Annotated in this window: 18 protein-coding genes and 1 pseudogene; 10 read left to right on the top strand and 9 right to left on the bottom strand. The window is 66.5% G+C overall.

The features are described from left to right. Window positions 1–165: 165 nt before the first annotated feature. The 4 genes and pseudogenes from NRG74_RS24800 to NRG74_RS22205 form a co-directional block, all read left to right on the top strand. Window positions 166–1146 (top strand): annotated as a pseudogene (locus NRG74_RS24800) (cache domain-containing protein); the annotation flags it as partial. A 201-nt stretch (window positions 1147–1347) separates the two neighbouring features. After that, a complete protein-coding gene (locus tag NRG74_RS24795) occupies window positions 1348–2052 on the top strand; it encodes a methyl-accepting chemotaxis protein (protein ID WP_437181205.1) in 705 nt (234 codons plus the stop codon). 113 nt (window positions 2053–2165) lie between these two features. Beyond that, entirely contained in the window at window positions 2166–3524 is a 1359-nt protein-coding gene (locus tag NRG74_RS22210; protein WP_064307895.1) for a nucleobase:cation symporter-2 family protein, read from the top strand. Window positions 3525–3644: 120 nt separating this feature from the next. Continuing rightward, window positions 3645–3845 carry a hypothetical protein gene (locus NRG74_RS22205; protein ID WP_064307894.1) on the top strand — a complete coding sequence of 67 codons (201 nt, stop codon included), beginning with the start codon at window positions 3645–3647 and terminating at the stop codon, window positions 3843–3845. Here the strand turns inward: NRG74_RS22205 and NRG74_RS22200 are convergent. Together NRG74_RS22200 and NRG74_RS22195 are read right to left on the bottom strand one after the other, a co-directional pair. Next, complete coding sequence (locus tag NRG74_RS22200; protein WP_068383397.1) at window positions 3842–4336, bottom strand: DUF523 domain-containing protein; 495 nt, start codon at window positions 4334–4336, stop codon at window positions 3842–3844. The genes NRG74_RS22205 and NRG74_RS22200 overlap by 4 nt on opposite strands. A 220-nt stretch (window positions 4337–4556) precedes the next feature. Next, window positions 4557–5189: a 2OG-Fe(II) oxygenase gene (locus tag NRG74_RS22195; RefSeq protein WP_064307892.1), complete on the bottom strand. Its 633-nt coding sequence runs from the start codon at window positions 5187–5189 to the stop codon at window positions 4557–4559. Window positions 5190–5367: 178 nt separating this feature from the next. On the opposite strand from NRG74_RS22195, the gene NRG74_RS22190 reads away from it, so the two are divergent. Beyond that, the gene (locus NRG74_RS22190) at window positions 5368–6105 is read left to right on the top strand and encodes a DUF2059 domain-containing protein (protein WP_017640739.1); all 738 of its coding nucleotides are present in this window, start codon (window positions 5368–5370) and stop codon (window positions 6103–6105) included. Between the two features lie 6 nt (window positions 6106–6111). On the opposite strand, the gene NRG74_RS22185 is transcribed toward NRG74_RS22190, so the two are convergent. After that, window positions 6112–7050 (bottom strand): alpha/beta hydrolase, encoded by a 939-nt coding sequence (locus NRG74_RS22185; protein ID WP_257706631.1) that lies wholly within the window; start codon window positions 7048–7050, stop codon window positions 6112–6114. Window positions 7051–7232: 182 nt separating this feature from the next. Here NRG74_RS22185 and NRG74_RS22180 point away from each other — a divergent pair, with 182 nt between their 5' ends. From NRG74_RS22180 to NRG74_RS22165, 4 genes are read left to right on the top strand one after another with little or no spacing between them, the layout of a single operon-like run. Next, window positions 7233–7703 carry a MarR family transcriptional regulator gene (locus NRG74_RS22180; protein WP_017640741.1) on the top strand — a complete coding sequence of 157 codons (471 nt, stop codon included), beginning with the start codon at window positions 7233–7235 and terminating at the stop codon, window positions 7701–7703. Between the two features lie 3 nt (window positions 7704–7706). Continuing rightward, window positions 7707–9161 carry an efflux transporter outer membrane subunit gene (locus NRG74_RS22175; RefSeq protein ID WP_160923832.1) on the top strand — a complete coding sequence of 485 codons (1455 nt, stop codon included), beginning with the start codon at window positions 7707–7709 and terminating at the stop codon, window positions 9159–9161. 16 nt (window positions 9162–9177) lie between these two features. Further along, on the top strand, window positions 9178–10389 hold the full coding sequence (locus tag NRG74_RS22170; protein WP_257705374.1) for an efflux RND transporter periplasmic adaptor subunit: 1212 nt from the start codon (window positions 9178–9180) through the stop codon (window positions 10387–10389). A 54-nt stretch (window positions 10390–10443) separates the two neighbouring features. Then, on the top strand, window positions 10444–11970 hold the full coding sequence (locus NRG74_RS22165; RefSeq protein ID WP_257705373.1) for a DHA2 family efflux MFS transporter permease subunit: 1527 nt from the start codon (window positions 10444–10446) through the stop codon (window positions 11968–11970). 8 nt (window positions 11971–11978) lie between these two features. Here the strand turns inward: NRG74_RS22165 and NRG74_RS22160 are convergent, their stop codons facing one another. From NRG74_RS22160 to NRG74_RS22150, 3 genes are all read right to left on the bottom strand, one after another. After that, window positions 11979–12353: a c-type cytochrome gene (locus tag NRG74_RS22160; protein ID WP_017640745.1), complete on the bottom strand. Its 375-nt coding sequence runs from the start codon at window positions 12351–12353 to the stop codon at window positions 11979–11981. Next, entirely contained in the window at window positions 12350–13162 is an 813-nt protein-coding gene (gene mutM, locus NRG74_RS22155; RefSeq protein WP_257705372.1) for a bifunctional DNA-formamidopyrimidine glycosylase/DNA-(apurinic or apyrimidinic site) lyase, read from the bottom strand. Before mutM ends, NRG74_RS22160 begins: the two co-directional genes overlap by 4 nt. A 162-nt stretch (window positions 13163–13324) precedes the next feature. Then, a complete protein-coding gene (locus NRG74_RS22150) occupies window positions 13325–14149 on the bottom strand; it encodes an HDOD domain-containing protein (RefSeq protein WP_173149192.1) in 825 nt (274 codons plus the stop codon). A 220-nt stretch (window positions 14150–14369) separates the two neighbouring features. Between NRG74_RS22150 and NRG74_RS22145 the strand changes: the two genes are divergently transcribed. Beyond that, window positions 14370–14909, top strand: a complete 540-nt coding sequence (locus tag NRG74_RS22145) for a type 1 glutamine amidotransferase domain-containing protein (RefSeq protein WP_257705371.1) — start codon at window positions 14370–14372, stop codon at window positions 14907–14909. Between the two features lie 129 nt (window positions 14910–15038). On the opposite strand, the gene NRG74_RS22140 is transcribed toward NRG74_RS22145, so the two are convergent. From NRG74_RS22140 to parC, 3 genes are all read right to left on the bottom strand, one after another. Further along, window positions 15039–15629: an LON peptidase substrate-binding domain-containing protein gene (locus NRG74_RS22140; protein ID WP_017640749.1), complete on the bottom strand. Its 591-nt coding sequence runs from the start codon at window positions 15627–15629 to the stop codon at window positions 15039–15041. 88 nt (window positions 15630–15717) lie between these two features. Next, entirely contained in the window at window positions 15718–16425 is a 708-nt protein-coding gene (locus NRG74_RS22135; protein ID WP_257705369.1) for a PqiC family protein, read from the bottom strand. Window positions 16426–16510: 85 nt separating this feature from the next. Then, window positions 16511–18763 carry a DNA topoisomerase IV subunit A gene (parC, locus tag NRG74_RS22130; protein ID WP_257705368.1) on the bottom strand — a complete coding sequence of 751 codons (2253 nt, stop codon included), beginning with the start codon at window positions 18761–18763 and terminating at the stop codon, window positions 16511–16513. Between the last annotated feature and the right edge of the window lie 106 nt (window positions 18764–18869).

Raw genomic sequence — 18869 nt, 5'->3', positions numbered from 1 at the left:
GTTCTCGCCATCTTGGGTCTTCCAGCCGGCAGTCGCCCTGGAAGACCCTGGGCCAGCCTACCCAAAGGCGGATCGCCGCTGCTTCGACAAAGACCTGGCCAAACGCTCAAGTTATCGCGCACTTGCACCGATAAAGCCTGAATAATTATTTCGGAGCTACACAACGTGCCTGCCTTGTCGTTGAAACAGAAACTCTCGTTGTCTGCCACCGCGGCCGTGCTGGTGGTGGGTGTAGGTCTGACGACAATCAACTTCTTCAACACCCGTGCGGCCCTCGAAGCTTCCACGATCGAACAGCTGAAGACCGTCAGCTTCGTCTTCAACGGCGGTGTCCGCCAGTGGTTCGACGGCAAGGCCGCAGCGTTGCGCGCCCTGGCGGCGGACACCCAGGAGACGAACCTTCCGGCTGCTCTCAATCAGGTCAAGCGTTCCGGCGGCTTCGACAACGTCTTCTATGCCCGCGGCGATGGCAGCCAGGTCAATGCCAATGGCGTCCAGCTGCCGCCGGACAACAACGATCCGCGCCAATGGCTGTGGTACCAGCAGGCGCAGCAGAATCCCGGCAAGGTGTTCTTCTCCATACCCACGGTGGCGGCGGCGACCAAGCAGAACGTGCTGTCCCTGGGCTGGGCGTTGCAGTCCGGTGGCAAGACCAGCGCCATCCTCGGCGCCGACGTCAGCATCGGCGACATCCTCGATCAGCTCAAGCGGGTGCAGCTGCCGGGTGCCGGTAGTGCCGTACTGGTCAACGGCCAGAACATCGTGCTGGGGCATGAAAACACCGCCCTGTTGGCCAAACCGCTCACCGAGCTCTATCCCCAGCTCACCGCGGACACCCTCCAGCGGCTGGCCCAGGCGCCAGGCGAGCGCTATATCGAGACCAACGCCGGCCAGCGGCTCTATGCCGCGCCCATGAATCGCGACGGCGAGACCCTGGTGATGATCGTCGATAGCGGCGTCCTGCTGGCACCGCTACAGCGGCAACTCTGGATCAGCATCGTCATCCTGGCCGTGGTGCTGGGGGGCTCGCTGCTGCTCATCAACCTGCTGTGCAGCTATCTGCTGCGGCCGCTGGGTGTGGTCTCGAACGGTCTGCAGGTGATCGCCGACGGCCAAGGCGACCTGACCCGGCGCATTGCCGTACAGAGCAACGATGAAGTCGGCGGCCTGGCCGGCCACTTCAACCAGTTTGTGGCCAGCCTGCACGGCCTGATCGGTGGCGTGCGCCAGCATGCCCAGAGCGTGGACGCCGAATCGCAAAAGGTCCTGCAGCGCAGCGCCGCGGCTACCCAGGAGCTGGGACGTCTGCAGCAGGAGATCACCCTGGTGGCCACCGCCGTGACGGAGATGTCCTCGGCCACCCAGGAGATCGCCCGCAATGCCGAGCAGACCGCCGCGGCCATTCGCCAATCCTCCGATAGCACCGCCGAGGGTCTGACGCTGGTGCAGACCAGCAAGGAATCCATCAACAGCCTGGCCCGGGAAGTCGACGACGCCACCCGGGTGATCGGCGAGCTGGATCATCACTCGCAGGCCATCGCCAAGGTCCTCGACAGCATCCAGAGCATCGCCGAGCAGACCAACCTGCTGGCGCTGAACGCGGCCATCGAAGCAGCCCGGGCCGGCGAACATGGCCGTGGCTTCGCGGTGGTCGCCGACGAGGTGCGGACGCTGTCGCAGCGGACCCAGGCCTCGACCCGGGAGATCAACGAGACCATCGGCACCCTGCAGCAGATGACCCGCCAGGCGGTGCAGCGCATGGACAGCAGCATGGCCATCGCCGAGCGCAGCGTCGCCGACGTGGAACGCGCCTCCAGCGCCCTGGAAGAGATCGCCCATAGCGCCGGCGTCATCTCCGAAATGTCCCTGCAGATCGCCACGGCGGCCGAGGAGCAGACCTCGGTCACCGAGGAGATCACCCGCAACGTCATCACCATCAAGGGCCTCGGCGACACCCTGGCCAGCGGCGCCGAGGATTCGGAACGTCAGTCGCGCTCCCTGCAGCATCACGCCGCCGATCTCAATCGCGACGTGGCCCGCTTCATCCTGTAAGACGCAAGGCATAGCCGCCGCCCCCCAGGTCGGCGGCTTTCTCCAGGCCGAAGACCCTGCGCCACGGGGCGGGCATCCGGTAAGATCGGCGCTTTTTCCGCGACGACTCCGCCATGTCCCAGCCTTCCCGCTCCGAACTGCTCTACGGTCCCCAGGACCGACCGCGCCCGCTGATCGCCCTGCTCGCCGCCATCCAGCACCTGCTGGCGATCATCGTGCCCATCGTCACCCCCGGTCTGCTGATCTGCCAGGCCCTCGGCGTCTCGCCGCGCGACACCAACCTGATCGTGTCCATGTCGCTGGTGATCTCGGGGATCGCCACCTTCGTCCAGTGTCGCCGCTTCGGACCCTTCGGTGCCGGGTTGCTGATCGTCCAGGGCACCAGCTTCAACTTCGTCGGCCCGCTGATCGCCGGTGGCGCGCTGATGGTCAAGAACGGCACCCCGGTGGAAGCCGTGATGGCGGCCATCTTCGGCGTGGTCATGGCCGGTTCCTTCGTCGAGATGGGGGTGTCGCGGGTGCTGCCCTTCGTCAAGCGCCTCATCACCCCGCTGGTGACCGGCATCGTGGTGCTGATGATCGGCCTGACCCTGATCAAGGTCGGCCTGATCAGCATGGGCGGCGGCTTCGCGGCGCTGGGCAACGGTACCTTCGCCAATGGCGAGAACCTGCTGCTGTCGGGCACCGTGCTGGCCACCATCGTGGTGCTCAATCGCCTGCCGCTCCGTGGCCTGCGCAGCAGCGCCATCGTCGTCGCCCTGCTGCTGGGCTATGCCCTGGCGGCCTGGCTGGGCCGGCTGAATTTCACTGGCATGCACGAGGCCGCCTGGGTGCAGATCCCGATGCCACTGCACTTCGGCCTGGGCTTTTCCTGGTCGCTGTTCGTGCCCCTGCTGGTGATCTATCTGGTGACCTCGCTGGAGGCCATCGGCGACATCACCGCCACCAGCAAGGTCTCCCGCGAACCGGTGGAAGGCCCGCTGTGGATGCAGCGGATCAAGGGTGGCGTCTTGGTCAACGGCGCCAACTCGCTGCTGGCCGGGCTGTTCAACACCTTTCCCAGTTCGGTGTTCGCCCAAAACAACGGAGTGATCCAGTTGACCGGCATCGCCAGTCGCCATGTCGGCCTGTGGATCGCCGCCATCCTGGTCCTGCTGGGGCTGTTCCCAGCGGTGGCCGGGGTGATCCAGGCGGTGCCCGAGCCGGTGCTCGGCGGCGCGGCCATGGTGATGTTCGGCGCGGTCGCCGCCTCGGGGATCAACATCCTCGCCAGCGTCGAACTGGACAGACGCGCGCTGCTGATCATCGCCGTGTCCCTGGCCCTGGGCCTGGGCATTTCCCAGGTGCCGGAATTTCTCGCCCATATGCCTGCGGGCCTGAGAGCGGTGCTGGAATCCGGCGTCGCCACCGGCGGCCTGTGCGCCCTGCTGATGAACTGGTTCCTGCCGGAGACGCCCAAAGCCGCTGGCTAGACCGATTTTTCATCCGCGGGCTGAAGTTCCACGCGGGGGTGCCGATAGCCTGGGCAAGTCACCTGTGGACTCGCCACGATCGTCGTTTCGATCGTGAGCGACCCACCCAGCAGAGCGCCCATGATCAGCCCGGATGTTCCTGTCGTTAAGGTCCCGCTGCGCGAATATGCCGCCTTGGCGCGCGCCATGGGCGCCACCGTCTTTGCCCAGAACCTCGAGAAGCAGCCGGGCGAACTGGTCGGCTGGCGCTTTCCCAAGGGCTGCTTCGTGCAGAAGGCGCACTTCCAGATGCTGCTGGGCCGCCAGCCGGAAACGCTCTAGGGGTTACCGTCCAGCGCCGCGAGAAAGCGCTGCGCCTCGGCCAGTTCGGTCTCGTTGAAGACGGCGACCCCGGCGCGCTTCAGCGCCGCCGCAGTGACGCCCTCACCAGCTACCCGGGTGCCGCTGAAGCGGCCATCGTAGTTTTCCACATTGCCGCACGAGGGACTGCGGGCCTTGAGCACCGCCACGCGGATGCCATGGCGCGCAATCAGTTCGAGGGCGACCATGGCACCGGCGACAAAGGCGGCGCTGACGTCCTCTCCTGTCTCGGTCATGACCGGTAGCCGACCGTCCAGCACCGCCCCGCCCTGGCCGCCGGGGATCTCCGCGGGCGGACGCGGCGTGGGCAGGCCACCGGCCACCTCTGGACAGAGGGGCACGATGCGCCCTTCCGCCTGCCAGACGCCCAGCAGATCGAAGGGGCCATGGGCACCGCCGTCATAGCGCACCCGATGCCCCAGCAGGCAGCGACTCACCAGTATCTTTTCCATGCACCCTCCCGGTCCGCCGCCAGTCTACGCCCTGGGCTTTGTCTGAAAAGTGCCTGCGCTCAGCCATGCTGCGTTAAAAATCCGCTGGGTCGCCAGCCCGGCCTAGGCGGCCCCGTCGCAATGCTCATTTACCACTCGTAAACTCGAGCGCGAGTCCGATCCGTATCCTCACGGATTTTTGTCTTGCCTAGCCTTCGCTCGGCGACTTTTCAGACAAGCCCTAAGCCTGCAGCGGATTCTCGCCACGGCGGCGGAACCAGCCGGTCAGCGACAGCCGCTCGCGGGTGGCCGGCAGCACCTCGTGGGGCAACTGCCCGGAGAGAAAGCACACCAGGCTGCCCCCCAGGGGCAGGACATCCTGCTGGCGCTGCTCGTCCAGATAGAGGCGCAGCTCGCCGCCCTGCTCCGGCAACCAGGCGTCGTTGAGATAGAGCACCAGGGAGACCATGCGCCGGTCGTCGTCGCGGAAGCGATCCAGGTGGCGGGCATAGAAGGCCCCCGGCGGATAGAGGGCGAAGTGGCTCTCGTAGTCTTCCAGGCCCAGGAACAGGGTGCGGTTGAAGGCCTCGCGCAGGGTATCCATCAGGTGCAGGTAGCGCTGCACGCCCGGATGGGCATCGTCCGGTTCCAGCCAGGCGATGTGATCGCCACGCACGCCCTCACGGATCAGCGGGCTGTCGCCACGGCCGATGCCGGCGCGCTCCAGTTCGCCGCGGGCATGGCGCAGCCGGCATTCGGCGGCCAGCTCGGCGGTGAGGTCCGGCGGCAGGAAGATGCTCTGCCGCGACCAGCCATGGCTGGCGAGATCGTCGACGATACGTTGCAGCAGGGGATGCTCGGGGTGCAGAGCCATCGCGGGAACCGTAGGAACCGGACCAGGCCGGCGGGATGCCGAGTGTAAGAGAAGTCGGCCACGGCTGCGCGCCTGCCTTGACCAGGCGACGAATGCCCGGGATGAGCGCCTCGACAGCCAGCCTGGGGTTGCCGACAATGGCGGACTTTCCGGCTCCGTGCCGCTGCCCGAGGTGTCCATGCGCGTTCTGTTCGCTTCCCTGCTTTTCGCCATCAGCCTGCCCGCCCTGGCCGACGATACGGTCAGTCTCTATCAGGCCGCAGGTTGGCCCGAGCAGCGCGGCCACTTCCGCGACGCCCTGCAGGCCGCCCAGCAGCGCTATCAGAACAGCCTGCCGCCGGCGCTCTACCAGAGCCTGGTGGACAACAGCAACAAGCGTTATACCGCCGCGGCCATCGACCAGCGGGCCCTGGCCGCGCTGCGCCAGAGTCTGCCCGCCGAAGGCCCCGCACTGCAGTTCTTCCAGTCGCCCGTCGGGCGCAAGGTGGTCGCCGCGGAAATCGCCGCCACCCGCAGTGATCAGCTGGCCAAGCATGCCAACGGCGTCCCCCAGGTGCAGGCCAGCCCGGCCCGGCGCGCCCAGGCCAAGCGCTTGGCCACTGCCCTGCCCGTGCGTGAAGCCGGCGCTGAGGTCAGCGTGGCCCTGGCGGGCCTCGCCGCCGACAGCCTGAGTTCGATGCTGCCGGGCCTGATGGGGCAGCAGCAGTCCGGCGGCATGATCGAGCAGCAGCGCCAGCGTTTCATCCAGCAGATGAATGCCGGTGACCTGGAGAACACCCTGCTCTATGTCTACCGCACTCTGAACGACAACGAACTCGGTCAGTTCGCCGACTTCGCCAGTTCGCCCAATGGCAGTGCCTACTACCGGGCCGCCGTGGCCGCGCTGCGCGCCGGTCTGGGCAGTGGCGGGCAGTAAGACGGCTCAGGCGAGACGCTCGTCCAGCCAGCGGAAGTAGCGCTGGCGCAGGGCCTCGGTCTCGTTGACCAGATGGTGCCGCGCTTCCGGCAGGCGCAAGACTTCGGGCTGGGTGAACTTGGCCTCCAGCACCCCCAGGTTGTGCCGCCAGTCGACGGTGAAATCCTGCTCGCCCTGGATCACCAGCGGGCTACGGGTACTGGCCGGTGCCCCTTCCAGTTGCGGAATCCAACGTGCCAGAGCGCCGACCCATAGGGCCGGCAGTTCCCTGGGCTGCAGGCCGTCCTGCTGCAGGAAGTCGAGAAAGGCCGGATCGCCGGAATTCACCGAAAAGCGCCGCGGCAGAGCCCGCACGAAGGGCTTCACCAGGCGATAGGTCCATAGGCTCTGGCGCCAGGCGTGGGGCCTGACCAGAGGCGCCAGCAAGATCGTCTCGCCCAGCTCGGGGGCAGGCTCGCCGCGCAGCAGATAGTCCAGTAGGATGGCGCCACCGGTGCTCTGGCCCAGCAGGTGCCAGGGCCGGGGCAGGTCCAGGCGCCGGGCCTCGGCGATCAGCGCCGTCAGGGCGGTCTGGTATTCGGCGAAGTCCTTGATGCTGGCGCGGGCGCCACTGGACAACCCATGCCCAGGCAGGTCGCAGGCCAGCACTGCCAGCTGCCGCGACAGGGCCCAGTCCACCACATGGCCATAGAGGCCCATGTGATCGTAGTAGCCGTGCAGCATCAGCAGGCTGCCCCGCGGCTCGCGCGGCCACCAGCCCTGGACGGCGAGCTGATAGCCGCCGGCCGCGAGCGCGCCCAAGGCCACCGTCACCTCGGGTCGCGCCCGGCTGTCCGCCAGGCGGTAATGGGCGCGATAACCCAGGTGGTCGTCAGCCGCGGGCAGGTCGCGGTGCAGGGGCACCAGGGTCCCGCGCAGTCGGTCTAGATCGAAGGAAGAGATCATCGGTCGGTTCAAGGTGAAGTTGCCACCATGATCAGCGTCCAGACCGCCACGGGACAAGGGGCCGCCCATAGACTTTTCCAATTGTTTCAAAATGCGCAACTCTCCCCTGCGCAAAGGTGTCTGAATATTTCACTGCCTAGGCAGTATTCTGGATGCGCTTGATTGCCTGGGCAGATACTGCAATGTCACATTTCGACCGTAGCAACTTTCCATTGCGCAACTCCGTAGGTCATCTGATCCACCTGGCGAACCAATACAAGGATCGCGTGCTGGACAGCCACCTGGCGCCTTACGACATCACCGCTGCCCAGTTCAAGGTGCTGCTGCTGCTAGCTCGCGACCAGACCGACACCCCCGCCGAACTCAGTCGTTGCCTGTCCCTCGACAGCGGCGCCATGACCCGCATGCTCGATCGCCTGGAAGCCAAGGGCCTGCTGCGCCGGGTGCGCAGCCTGAGCGATCGCCGCCAGGTGCGGCTGGAGTTGACCGCCCAGGGTCAGGCCCTGAGCAGTGAACTCATGCAGATCGGCGTGGATGCCCTCAATGACCTCACCCACTGCCTGGATCGCCAAGAGCTGGATGACCTCGAACGCCTGCTGCGCCGCCTGCTCAGCCCCTCCGGCCTGCTGCCGGAGACCTCTGGAGACCTCTGACCCATGACCTTTCGCCTGCCGTTGACCGCCCTCTGCGCCGCCCTGCTGCTGGCCGGCTGCGTGTCGTCCGAGGGGTTGCACACCCAGGGACGCGCCGTGGATCCGGCGACGCTCAAGGGCGACGCCACCTTTGCCAGCGATCGCCTCTCTCCCGCCCAGTGGCCGAGCGCCGACTGGTGGACCCGGCTGGGCGATCCGCAACTCGACAACCTGATCCGCGAGGCCCTGCGCGACAGCCCCTCGCTGCAGGAAGCCGATGCGCGCAGCCGCCAGGCCGATGCCGCCGTGCTCGCCGCCGATGCCGATCGCTATCCACAGATCGACGCCAACGGCGGCGTGACCCGCTCGCGCCTGGCACGGCCGGATGACCCCGTCGGCCAGGGCGAGCGCTACAGCACCCTGCGCCAGTTCGATGTGAGCGGCAGCTACAGCTTCGATCTCTGGGGTGGCCAGCGCGCCGCCTGGGAAGCTGCGCTCGGTCGCGCCCGCGCCGGCGAGGTGGATCGCCAGGCCGCCCGCCTGACGCTGGCCGCCGACGTCAGCCGCGCCTACAACCAGCTCGGCCTGGCCTATGCCAATATGGACGTGGCTCAGCAGGACCTGGAGCGTACCCGCGGCATGCTCGACCTGGCCCAGCGCCGGGTGGACGCCGGCCTCGACAGCGACTACCAGTTGCAGCAGACCCAGAGCTTGGAGGCCAGCTCCGCCGCGGCCCACACCGCCGCCGAACAGCAGGTGCGTACGGCGCAGATCCGCCTCGCCGTACTGCTGGGCAAGGGGCCCGACCGCGGCGCCGAGATTCCCCGACCCAAGCTGATCGCCCCTGCCGCGGTGAATCTGCCCGGCCAGCTGCCCGCCGAACTGGCCGGTCGCCGCCCGGACCTGATCGCCGCCCGCTGGCGGGTGGAGGCCGCGAGCAAGGACATCGCCGCCAGCAAGACCAACTTCTATCCCAACCTCAACCTGACCGTGGCCGCCGGCAGCAAGGCCATCCTCGGCGATGCCCTGTTCGGCGGTCCGGCGCGCTTCTTCAACGTGGGTCCGGCGCTGTCCCTGCCGATCTTCGATGGCGGTCGCCGTCGCTCCGATCTCGCCAGCCGCGATGCCGACTATGACCTCGCGGTGGCCCAGTACAACCAGACCCTGGTGCAGGCGCTGGGCGACATCGCCGACGCCATCACCCGCCAGCGCTCGCTGGACCAGCAGATCGTCGAGCAGCAACGGGCCCGCGACATCGCCAAGAGCTCCTTCGACATCGCCATGCAGCGCTATGGCGCCGGCATCGGCAACTACCTCGACGCCCTGACCGTCGAGCAGCAGTTGCTGCAGGCCGAGCGCCAGCTGGCCAGCCTCCAGGCCGATCGCATCGACAGCGGCGTGCTGCTGATGCAGGCCCTGGGTGGCGGCTTCCAACCGTCCACACTGCCGCCGGCGCCCGCCGCCGCGGCCACACACTGATACCGAGAGCCCGACCATGGCCGATTCCGCCGCAACCCCCAACGACAATGCCCAGGAGCAGAAGCCGCAGCGCTCCGGCAAACGCAAACTCTTCCTGCTGCTCCTGCTGCTGGTGGTGATCCTGGCCGGCGTGGGCGTCTACTGCTACCACCTGTTCTATGGCCGCTTCCATGCCAGCACCGACGACGCCTACGTCAACGGCAACCTGGTGCAGATCACGCCCCAGGTCGTCGGCACCGTGACCCGCATCGCCGTGGACGATGGCGACTACGTTCGTCAGGGCCAGCCGCTGGTGGAATTCGATCCCAGCGACACCGCCGTGTCCCAGCAGAGCGCCGAGGCCAACCTGGCCAAGACCGTGCGCCAGGTGCGCGGCCTGTACAGCAACGTCGACAGCTACAAGGCCCAGGTGGCCGCCCGGCGTGTCGAGGTCGAACGGGCCCGCGCCGACTACGCCCGCCGCCAGCAGCTGGCCAAGGGCGGCGCCATCTCCAAGGAAGAACTGGCCCACGCCCGTGACACCCTGGTGTCGGCGCAGAGCTCCCTGACTTCCGCGCAGCAGCAACTGGACACCAACCAGGCGCTGGTGGACGACACCGAGATCGCCTCGCACCCGGACGTCAAGGCCGCCGCCGCCCAGCTGCGCCAGGCCTATCTGAACCATGCCCGCAGCACCCTGGTGGCGCCGGTCAGCGGCTATGTCGCCAAGCGCTCGGTGCAGGTCGGCAGTCGCGTGCAGCCCGGTGCGGCGCTGATGGCCGTGGTGCCTCTGGACCAGATCTGGATCGACGCCAACTTCAAGGAAACCCAGCTCGCCGAGATGCGCATCGGCCAGCCGGTGGAAATCCATTCCGATCTCTATGGCGACGACGTGCGCTATCGTGGCGTGGTGGAAAGCCTGGGCGTGGGTACCGGCAGTGCTTTCTCGCTCCTGCCGGCGCAGAACGCCACCGGTAACTGGATCAAGATCGTCCAGCGCCTGCCCGTGCGGATCCGCCTGGAAGGCGACAACCTGGACAAGCACCCGCTGCGCATCGGCCTGTCGACCGTGGTCGACGTCGACCTGCACGACCAGGACGGCGCCCGCCTGCCCACCACCACGCCGCAGCAGCCGCGCTACAGCACCGATGTCTACGATCACCAGCTGGCCGAGGCCGATCAGCTGATCCAGCAGATCGTCCACAACAACGGTCCAGCCGCCCGCGCCGCCGGTGTAGCCAAGCGCTGACAGCCAAGGAGGCTCCCAGCGAGCCTCCCCGTCCACCCCTTCTGGTAATCCGTCATGAGCGATAACGCCTTTCGCCCGGCGAGCCTGCTGCTCGCCACGGTGGGCCTGTCCCTGGCCACCTTCATGCAGGTGCTCGACACCACCATCGCCAACGTCGCCCTGACCACCATTTCCGGCAACCTCGGGGTGAGTTCGGAACAGGGCACCTGGGTCATCACCGCCTTTGCCGTGAGCAACGCCATCGCCCTGCCGCTGACCGGCTGGATGGCGCGCCGCTTCGGCGAGGTCAAGCTGTTCATGGCCGCCGTGGTGCTCTTCGTCATCACCTCTTTCCTCTGCGGTATCGCAACCTCCATGCCGGAGCTGGTGATCTTCCGCGCCATGCAGGGTTTCGTCGCTGGCCCCCTCTACCCCATGGCTCAGACCTTGCTGCTGGCGATCTTTCCAGCGGCCAAGCGCGGCATGGCCCTGGCGCTACTGGCCATGGTGACGGTGGTGGCGCCCATCATCGGCCCCATCGCCGGCGGCTGGATCACCGACAACTACAGCTGGCCGTGGATCTTCTTCATCAACATTCCCATCGGCATCTTTGCCACCCTGGTGGTCTGGAGCCAGCTGGGCAAGAAGCCGGAAAAGCTGGTGCACCAGCCCATCGACTATGTCGGGCTGATCCTCCTGGTGCTGGGTGTGGGCGTATTGCAGGTGGTGCTGGACAAGGGCAACGACCTGGACTGGTTCGAATCCAACCTGATCTGCCTGGGCGCGGCCTTTTCCGCCGTGGCCCTCACCGCCCTGGTGATCTGGGAGCTGACCGACAAGCATCCCATCGTCAACCTGCGGCTGTTCCGCTATCGCAACTTCAGCTTCGGCACCCTGGCGCTGGTGCTGGGCTATTCGGGCTTCTTCGGCATCAACCTGCTGCTGCCCCAGTGGCTGCAGACCCAGCTCGGCTACACCCCGGTGTGGGCGGGCCTGGCCGCGGCGCCCATCGGCATCCTGCCGGTCATCCTCTCGCCGCTGGTAGGGAAGTTCGCGCACAAGACCGACCTGCGCCTGCTGGCCGGAGGCTCCTTCCTGGTGATCGGGGCGTCGTGCTTCATGCGCGCCACCTTCAACAACGAGGTGGACTATCGCCACATCGCCGAGGTACAGACCTTCATGGGCCTGGGCGTGGCGCTGTTCTTCATGCCCACCACCAGCATCCTGCTGTCCAGCCTCAAGCCGTCGGAACTGGCGGATGGCGGCGGCCTGGCGACCTTCCTGCGAGTGCTGGGCGGCAGCTTCGCCTCGTCCCTGACCACCTGGTTGTGGCAGCGTCGCGCCATCCATCACCATGCCCAGCTGACCGAGGACGTCACCGTCTACAGCTCGGCCACCCAACACTACCTGGACGCCCTCGGCGGGCCATCGCAGCAGGCCTATGCGCAGTTGGACAAGGTGGTGGAAGGTCAGGCCTACATGCTCTCCACGGTGGACTACTTTACCCTGCTCGGCTGGATCTTCATGGGGCTGTTCCTGATCATCTGGCTGGCCAAGCCGCCCTTCGCGGCCAAGCCGGGGGCCGGCGGTGGCGACCACTAGGACAGGGTCTAGGGCGCGTGATGCTGGGTCTGCAGGTAGTCGGCGATGTCGCCTAGATCCTCGGCGTCACCGATGCCCCAGAATCTCATCTTGGTGCCTGGCACCTTCTGCTCGGGATCACGCAGAAAGGCCGCCAGGGCCTCGCGATCCCAGGCGAAACCGGCCTGGCGCATGGCTTCGGAGTAGTTGTAGCCGGCCAGACTGCCGGCCTGGCGGCCGAAGAGGTCGTTGAGCTGGGGGCCGAAGCCGGACTGGGCGCCGGGCCCCACCGAATGGCAGTTGTGGCAGCGCCGCAGGAAGAGATTGCGGCCGTTGTCGGCATCGGCCCAGGCCAGTTCACCACTGAGCAATGCCAGCACGGCCAGCCCAGCCAGGCCCTTCATCGCTGGCACTTCCGGCAATAGACGCTGGCGCGCTGGCCCAGGCGGATCTCTTGCAGGCCAGTCCCGCAGACCTTGCAGAATTCGCCCTTGCGGCCGTAGACGAACAGCTCCTGCTTGAAATAGCCCGGCGCGCCGTCGCCGCCGATGAAGTCGCGCAGGGTGGTGCCGCCACTCTCGATGGAGCGCGCCAACACCTTCTTGATCTCTTCGGCCAGGCGCTCGTAGCGCGCCCGGGACACACTGCCGGCCGCCCGGCGGGGATCGATGCCGGCGGCGAACAGTGCCTCGGCGGCGTAGATGTTGCCTACTCCCACCACTACGGCGTTGTCCATGATGAAGGGCTTGACCGCCATGCTGCGTCCGCGCGACAGCTCGAACAGCCGACCGCCGTCGAAGGCCTCGGTCAGGGGCTCAGGGCCCAGCTTGCTGAGCAGCACATGGGCGTGGGGATCCTGGGTCCAGAGCAACGCACCGAAGCGCCGGGGATCGGTGTAGCGCAGCGACAGCCCGGATTCCAGCTCGATGTCGACGTGCTCGTGCTTGGCCGGCGGCTGGTCGGCCGGCACCAGGCGCAGGCTGCCGGACATGCCCAGGTGACCGATCAGGGTGCCGCTCTCGGCGCGGATCAGCAGGTACTTGGCCCGTCGCTCGACGGCCTCGATGCGCTGCCCGGACAGGCGCACATCCAGGTCCTCGGGTACCGGCCAGCGCAGCCGGCCATCGCGGACGATGACCCGGCGCACGCGCTGACCGACGACATGGGGCGCGATGCCCCGGCGAGTGGTTTCGACTTCAGGTAATTCGGGCATGAGGATCCAGGAGGCTTATTCCAGAGATTTGGCTTAAAAGGCGCCGAGCGAAGGTCAGGCAAGGCGAAAAACAGCGAGGAAGCGGAGTTTACAAAGGGTAAATGAGCATTCCGAGCTGGTTTTCAACGCCGCCTGGCCGAGCGCAGGCCCTTTTAACCAAATCTAGTAATTGATCCGACCGCTGCCCATCTCAAGGATGGTCTCCTTGAGCGACTCGAAGTCGTACTCGGACAGGCCGACGTGATCCAGCACCCGCGGGGCGATGGCCTGCCACTCGTGATCCTCGTCCTGGCCGCCCAGGGCGCGATAGCAGCCACAGATGTGCTCGGCCATCTTCAGCAGGGCCAGCAGATTCTTGATCTGGATATCGGTGGTCGAGTCCTCGTCGAAGACCGACTGGGCGTTGTGGTGATTGGCGATGGCCTGGCCGACGTGCTCCGGCAGGCGCCAGGAGCGGGAGATGAAATAGCCCACCACGGCGTGATTGGTGTTGAATATCCGGTTCTCCACGTCCACCACCCGCACCTGCTCGTTGACGCTGGCATAGGCCTCTTCCAGCACCGCCATGTAGTTGGGGAAGCGCTTGAGCATCAGCGGGATGCCACAGTTGTGGAACAGGCCCAGGGCATAGGCCTCGTCCGGTGTCGGGTAGCCGGTCTTCTTGGCCAGGCTCAGGCAGGTCTCGGCCACGTCTTGGGCGGTGTCCCAGAAGCGGTTGAGGATGACGATGGTCTCGTCGGTGAGCTCGCCCTTGATCGACTGGGCGTTGATCAGGTTGATGACCGACTGGCTGCCCAGCAGATTGACCGCGCGCTGGATCGAGGTGATGCGATTGCTGAGGCCGAAATACGGCGAGTTCACCAGCTTGAGCAGGGCGCCCGACAGCCCCGGGTCCTGACCGATCAAGCGGGAGATGACCTTGAGATCGGGGCTGGGCATGAGTTGTTCGAGCTGCAGATCCACCATGATCTGCGGCTGCGGCGGAATGCTGATGCCTTGCAGAGCCTGACGGATCTGCTCCTCGGTCAGCTGAGGGGACGCTTGGGACATGGGGACTACTCTGCGATGGATGTCGCAAATTTACTCCGCGCCGTGCGCCGATGCCATCGGGCGCGACGAAGGAACTTCAGAGGGGTAAAGCGAGACGGATTTAGGAGCGCTGGCAAAAGGCTAGCCCGACCGAATTCCAATCGAGGTATCCGCAACCATGGTTACATCCCTGAACGGCAAGAAAATCGCCATCCTGGTCACCGACGGCTTCGAACAGGCCGAGCTCACCGGCCCCAAGCAGGCCCTGGAACAGGCCGGCGCCCAGACCCACATCATCTCCGCCGAGAGCGGTGAGGTGCGCGGATGGGACGGCACCGAGCCGGCCGACAGCTTTCCGGTCGACCTCACCTTCGCCGCAGCCAATGCCGGTGACTACGACGCCGTGCTGTTGCCCGGTGGTGTGGTCAATGCCGACACCATCCGCATCGACGCGCAGGCCCAGCAGCTGACCAAACAGATCGCCGATGCCGGCAAGCCGGTGGCCGTCATCTGCCATGGCGCCTGGCTGCTGATCTCCGCCGGCCTGGTGCAGGGCAAGACCCTGACCAGTTGGCCCTCGCTGATCGACGACCTCAAGAACGCTGGCGCCACCTGGCAGGACCAGGAGGTCATCGTCGACGGTCAACTGGTGAGCAGCCGCAAGCCGGACGACATTCCAGCCTTCAATCGCGAGTTCATCAAGCTGCTGGCAGGCTGACCCTCGGAGAATGGCACTTTGATCTCATAAGACTGAACTTATGGCAAAGTGCCAGGGTCTTATCGAGTGCCCCCAAAGCACTTTTAGCCCGCCCTGCCCGGCGGGCTTTCTTTTGCCTGGCGTTTGGCCTCAAGCCTGGAAGTCACCTTGCAGATCCACCAGATGGCGGTCGATAGCGGCCAGGCGCTGACCCTGATCGCCCATGCCCAGCCATTCCAGCTTGAGGTGGGCCTCGAACGGCAGCAGGTAGGCCAACTGGTAGCCCAGGGCCTGGCGGTCGGCGACTTCACCGCCCATGTCCAGGCTGGCGACCATGGGATGCTGGGCCAGGGCCACCAGCAGCGCCATGAGATCGGCGTCGCCATCGCGCAATGGCTGGGGCTCGCTTTCGGGGAGCCACTCCACCTCTCCCACCACCAGGTGATCGGGCTGTTCTTCCTGGCTCAGCAGGCGAAAGCGCCGGCCACCTTCGATACGGATGCCCAAGAGGCCGTTGCTCTGCTGCTGCCAGTCGCGGATCAGCGCCTCGCAGCCGTAGGCGCCCAGGCGATTGGGCGCCGCACCGGTCTCGTGGCCTTCGAGGATGGTCACCACGCCAAAGCTGCTGCCCCGCTTGAGGCAACGACCGAGCATGTCCAGATAACGGGCTTCGAACAGCTGCAGATCGAGGCGGCAACCGGGAAACAGGGTGGTGTTCAGGGGAAACAGGGGCAGCGTCATGCAACCTCCAGGGCTTGAGGGTCCTGCTGGATAGAACATCGAGCGCCGCCGAAGGCTCCCGCGCGGCGACGCGCGGAGCCCGACCGGATCAGAAGCGATAGACCTCGGCGCCGGTGCGAATGGGCACCACGGCTGGCAGCGTCGGCCGGGCCTGGGCCTCTTCGACGAGTTTCTTCGGCTCCTTGCGCGCCACCTCGGTTCCACGCCGGCCGCGCTGGGCGACCTTGGTGAGATCGGTGGCCAGGCGTGCGGCCAGTTGCTGCAGCAGCTCGCTCTGGGCCCGCACCTGGGCTGCGCGGTCGCCGGCATGACGCGCCTGCAGATGGACCACTTCGCTATCCAGCAGGCGGCCCTGGCCATCGCGCAGCTGCCAGCTGGCATCCAGTGCCGCAGGTGCCTGATCGCCCGCATCGAGGCGGGTCACCACCAGCTCCACGCGATACTGGGGATCGAAGCCGGCGGGTTGCTCACCCACCACCACCCGACCGCTGTTCAGGCGGCTGGCGAGTTGGCGCTGCAGCAATTGCCGCACATTGGCATTCAGCGGTCCGGCCCAGTGATCGCCCGTGGTCTTGAGACTGCCATCGGGCTGGCGCTCCAGCAGCACGTCGCGCTGCAGGTAGTCGGCCAGTTGCAGGCTTTCGATCCACACCGCAAGGCCACGCTCGCTGCTCGCCGGCGCGCGCGCATTGCCGCCGTCGAGTTGGTAGTAGTGGCTGGGACCGAGGCTGGCACAGCCACCCAGGCCGGCCAGCAGGCCAACGAGCGCCAACCTGGCGAGACATATCCGTTTCATCGAGGCTCTCTCTCGACGGGCACCATGGCCCGGCGAGTCCTGGTCGAAAAAATCCGGGCTATGCTAGCGGCTGACTGCAGACGGCTCAAGTTTCCACCTGCAGCGAGTCCACCCGCTGGAAGCCACGCGGCAGCTTGTTGCCTCGCCGCCCGCGCTCGGCACGGTAATGTTCCAGGTCGCTGCCCTTGAGGGTATAGGGCCGCTTGCCCGCCTGCAGGGTGAGGGACACGCCGGCCGGGACCACGGCCAGATCGACTACGTATTCCTCACGCTTGGCCACCCGCTCGCCAGGAATGGAAATCAGCTTGTTGCCCTTGCCCTTGGCCAGCTGTGGCAGCTCGGTGATGGCGAATACCAGCAGGCGCCCCTCGTTGGTGACCACCGCGATGGAGGTGTCCTCCAGGGAGGCCACCGGCTTCGGAGACAGCACCTTGGCACCGTTGGGCAGGCTGATCAGCGCCTTGCCGGCCTTGTTCTTGGCCTGCAGGTCCTCGCCCTTGACCACGAAGCCGTAGCCGGCATCCGAGGCCAGTACATAGAGGCTGCTGTCGTCCGGCAGGAGCAGACACTCGAAGCTGGCCCCTGGCGGCGGCGTCAGGCGTCCGGTCAGGGGTTCGCCCTGACCCCGCGCCGACGGCAGGGAGTGAGCTGCGACCGAATAGCTGCGCCCGGTGGAGTCGATGAAGACGGCGAACTGATTGGAGCGGCCCAGGGCTGCCGCCTTGAAGCCGTCGCCGGCCTTGTAGGACAGCCCGGTCGGATCGACGTCATGGCCCTTGGCCTGGCGCACCCAGCCCTTCTCGGACAGCACCACGGTCACCGGCTCGGTGGGCATGAGTTCGGTTTCGGACAGGGCCTTGGCCTCGGCACGCACGACGATGGGCGAGCGACGAGCGTCGCCGTAGGTCTCGGCGTCCTTGATCAATTCGTCGCGGACCAGATTGCGCAGCTTCTTGTCGCTGCCCAGCAGGGTCTGCAGGCGCTTCTGCTCCTTGAGCAGCTCGGCCTGCTCGCCACGGATCTTCATCTCTTCCAGCCGCGCCAGCTGGCGCAGGCGGGTTTCGAGGATGTAGTCGGCCTGGTCCTCGGAGAGCTCGAAGCGGGCCATCAATGCCTGCCTGGGATGCTCTTCGGTACGGATGATGTGGATCACCTCGTCCAGGTTGAGAAAGGCGATCAGCAGGCCGTCCAGCAGGTGCAGGCGGCGGTTGACCTTGTCCAGGCGGAACTGCAGGCGGCGACGCACCGTGCCGATGCGATAGATCAGCCACTCCTGGAGGATCTGCCGCAGGTCCTTGACCTGGGGTTTGCCGTCCAGGCCGATGACGTTGAGGTTGACCCGGTAGCTGGATTCGAGATCGGTGGTGGCGAACAGGTGCTGCATCAGTTCGTCGGCATCGATGCGGTTGGAGCGCGGCACGATGACGATGCGGGTCGGGTTCTCGTGGTCCGACTCGTCACGCAGGTCGGCCACCATGGGCAGCTTCTTGGCCTGCATCTGGGCGGCGATCTGCTCCAGCACCTTGGAACCGGAGACCTGGTGCGGCAGCGCGGTGATGACCACGTCGCCGTCTTCACGGCGGTAGACGGCACGCATGCGCACCGAGCCGCGCCCGGTCTCGTAGATTTTGCGCAGGTCGGCGTGCGGGGTGATGATCTCGGCTTCGGTGGGGAAGTCCGGACCCGGCACATGCTCCAGGAGTTCGGGAATCCCGGCGATGGGATCGTCCAGCAGGCGCACGCAGGCAGCCGCCACCTCACGCAGGTTGTGCGGCGGGATGTCGGTGGCCATGCCCACGGCGATGCCGGTGGTGCCGTTGAGCAGCAGGTTGGGCAGGCGTGCCGGCAACACCGCCGGTTCGTTCAGGGTGCCATCGAAGTTGGGCACCCAGTCCACGGTGCCCTGCCCCAGTTCATTGAGCAGCACCTCGGAATAGCGCGACAGCCGCGCCTCGGTGTAGCGCATGGCGGCAAAGGACTTGGGATCGTCGGGCGCCCCCCAGTTGCCTTGGCCATCCACCAGCGGATAGCGATAGGAGAACGGCTGGGCCATGAGCACCATGGCCTCGTAGCAGGCCGAGTCGCCGTGGGGGTGGTACTTACCGAGGACGTCACCCACGGTACGGGCGGATTTCTTGTGCTTGGCGTCGGCGTCCAGGCCCAGTTCGCTCATGGCATAGACGATGCGGCGCTGGACCGGCTTGAGACCGTCGCCGATGTGCGGCAGGGCACGGTCCATGATGACGTACATGGAGTAGTTCAGGTACGCCTGCTCGGTGAAGTCGGCCAGCGAACGGCGTTCGACGCCATCCAGGCTCAGGTCGAGGGGTGCACTCATGGGAGTCCTTTGGTGTTACGTCTTTGATCGGGGGGCCCGGTCCATCGCGGTCATGGACCACTCCTACAGGCGCTCGATACACCTGTAGGAGCGGCCCATGGCCGCG

Source organism: Pseudomonas oryzihabitans (genome assembly GCF_024652905.1).
In the GTDB taxonomy this organism is placed as follows: Bacteria; Pseudomonadota; Gammaproteobacteria; order Pseudomonadales; family Pseudomonadaceae; genus Chryseomonas; species Chryseomonas benzopyrenica.
Note: the sequence above shows the minus strand (reverse complement) of the source record. Positions and strands in the feature narration are given on the sequence as shown.

Coding starts and splice junctions, on each gene's coding strand:
- NRG74_RS22170 (WP_257705374.1), top strand. CDS start 9,178: ATGGCCGATTCCGCCGCAACCCCCAACGACAATGCCCAGGAGCAGAAG.
- NRG74_RS22145 (WP_257705371.1), top strand. CDS start 14,370: ATGGTTACATCCCTGAACGGCAAGAAAATCGCCATCCTGGTCACCGAC.
- NRG74_RS22200 (WP_068383397.1), bottom strand. CDS start 4,336: ATGGAAAAGATACTGGTGAGTCGCTGCCTGCTGGGGCATCGGGTGCGC.
- NRG74_RS22135 (WP_257705369.1), bottom strand. CDS start 16,425: ATGAAACGGATATGTCTCGCCAGGTTGGCGCTCGTTGGCCTGCTGGCC.
- NRG74_RS24795 (WP_437181205.1), top strand. CDS start 1,348: ATGTCCTCGGCCACCCAGGAGATCGCCCGCAATGCCGAGCAGACCGCC.
- NRG74_RS22195 (WP_064307892.1), bottom strand. CDS start 5,189: ATGGCTCTGCACCCCGAGCATCCCCTGCTGCAACGTATCGTCGACGAT.
- NRG74_RS22185 (WP_257706631.1), bottom strand. CDS start 7,050: ATGATCTCTTCCTTCGATCTAGACCGACTGCGCGGGACCCTGGTGCCC.
- NRG74_RS22140 (WP_017640749.1), bottom strand. CDS start 15,629: ATGACGCTGCCCCTGTTTCCCCTGAACACCACCCTGTTTCCCGGTTGC.
- NRG74_RS22180 (WP_017640741.1), top strand. CDS start 7,233: ATGTCACATTTCGACCGTAGCAACTTTCCATTGCGCAACTCCGTAGGT.
- NRG74_RS22165 (WP_257705373.1), top strand. CDS start 10,444: ATGAGCGATAACGCCTTTCGCCCGGCGAGCCTGCTGCTCGCCACGGTG.
- NRG74_RS22210 (WP_064307895.1), top strand. CDS start 2,166: ATGTCCCAGCCTTCCCGCTCCGAACTGCTCTACGGTCCCCAGGACCGA.
- NRG74_RS22160 (WP_017640745.1), bottom strand. CDS start 12,353: ATGAAGGGCCTGGCTGGGCTGGCCGTGCTGGCATTGCTCAGTGGTGAA.
- NRG74_RS22175 (WP_160923832.1), top strand. CDS start 7,707: ATGACCTTTCGCCTGCCGTTGACCGCCCTCTGCGCCGCCCTGCTGCTG.
- mutM (WP_257705372.1), bottom strand. CDS start 13,162: ATGCCCGAATTACCTGAAGTCGAAACCACTCGCCGGGGCATCGCGCCC.
- NRG74_RS22190 (WP_017640739.1), top strand. CDS start 5,368: ATGCGCGTTCTGTTCGCTTCCCTGCTTTTCGCCATCAGCCTGCCCGCC.
- NRG74_RS22205 (WP_064307894.1), top strand. CDS start 3,645: ATGATCAGCCCGGATGTTCCTGTCGTTAAGGTCCCGCTGCGCGAATAT.
- parC (WP_257705368.1), bottom strand. CDS start 18,763: ATGAGTGCACCCCTCGACCTGAGCCTGGATGGCGTCGAACGCCGTTCG.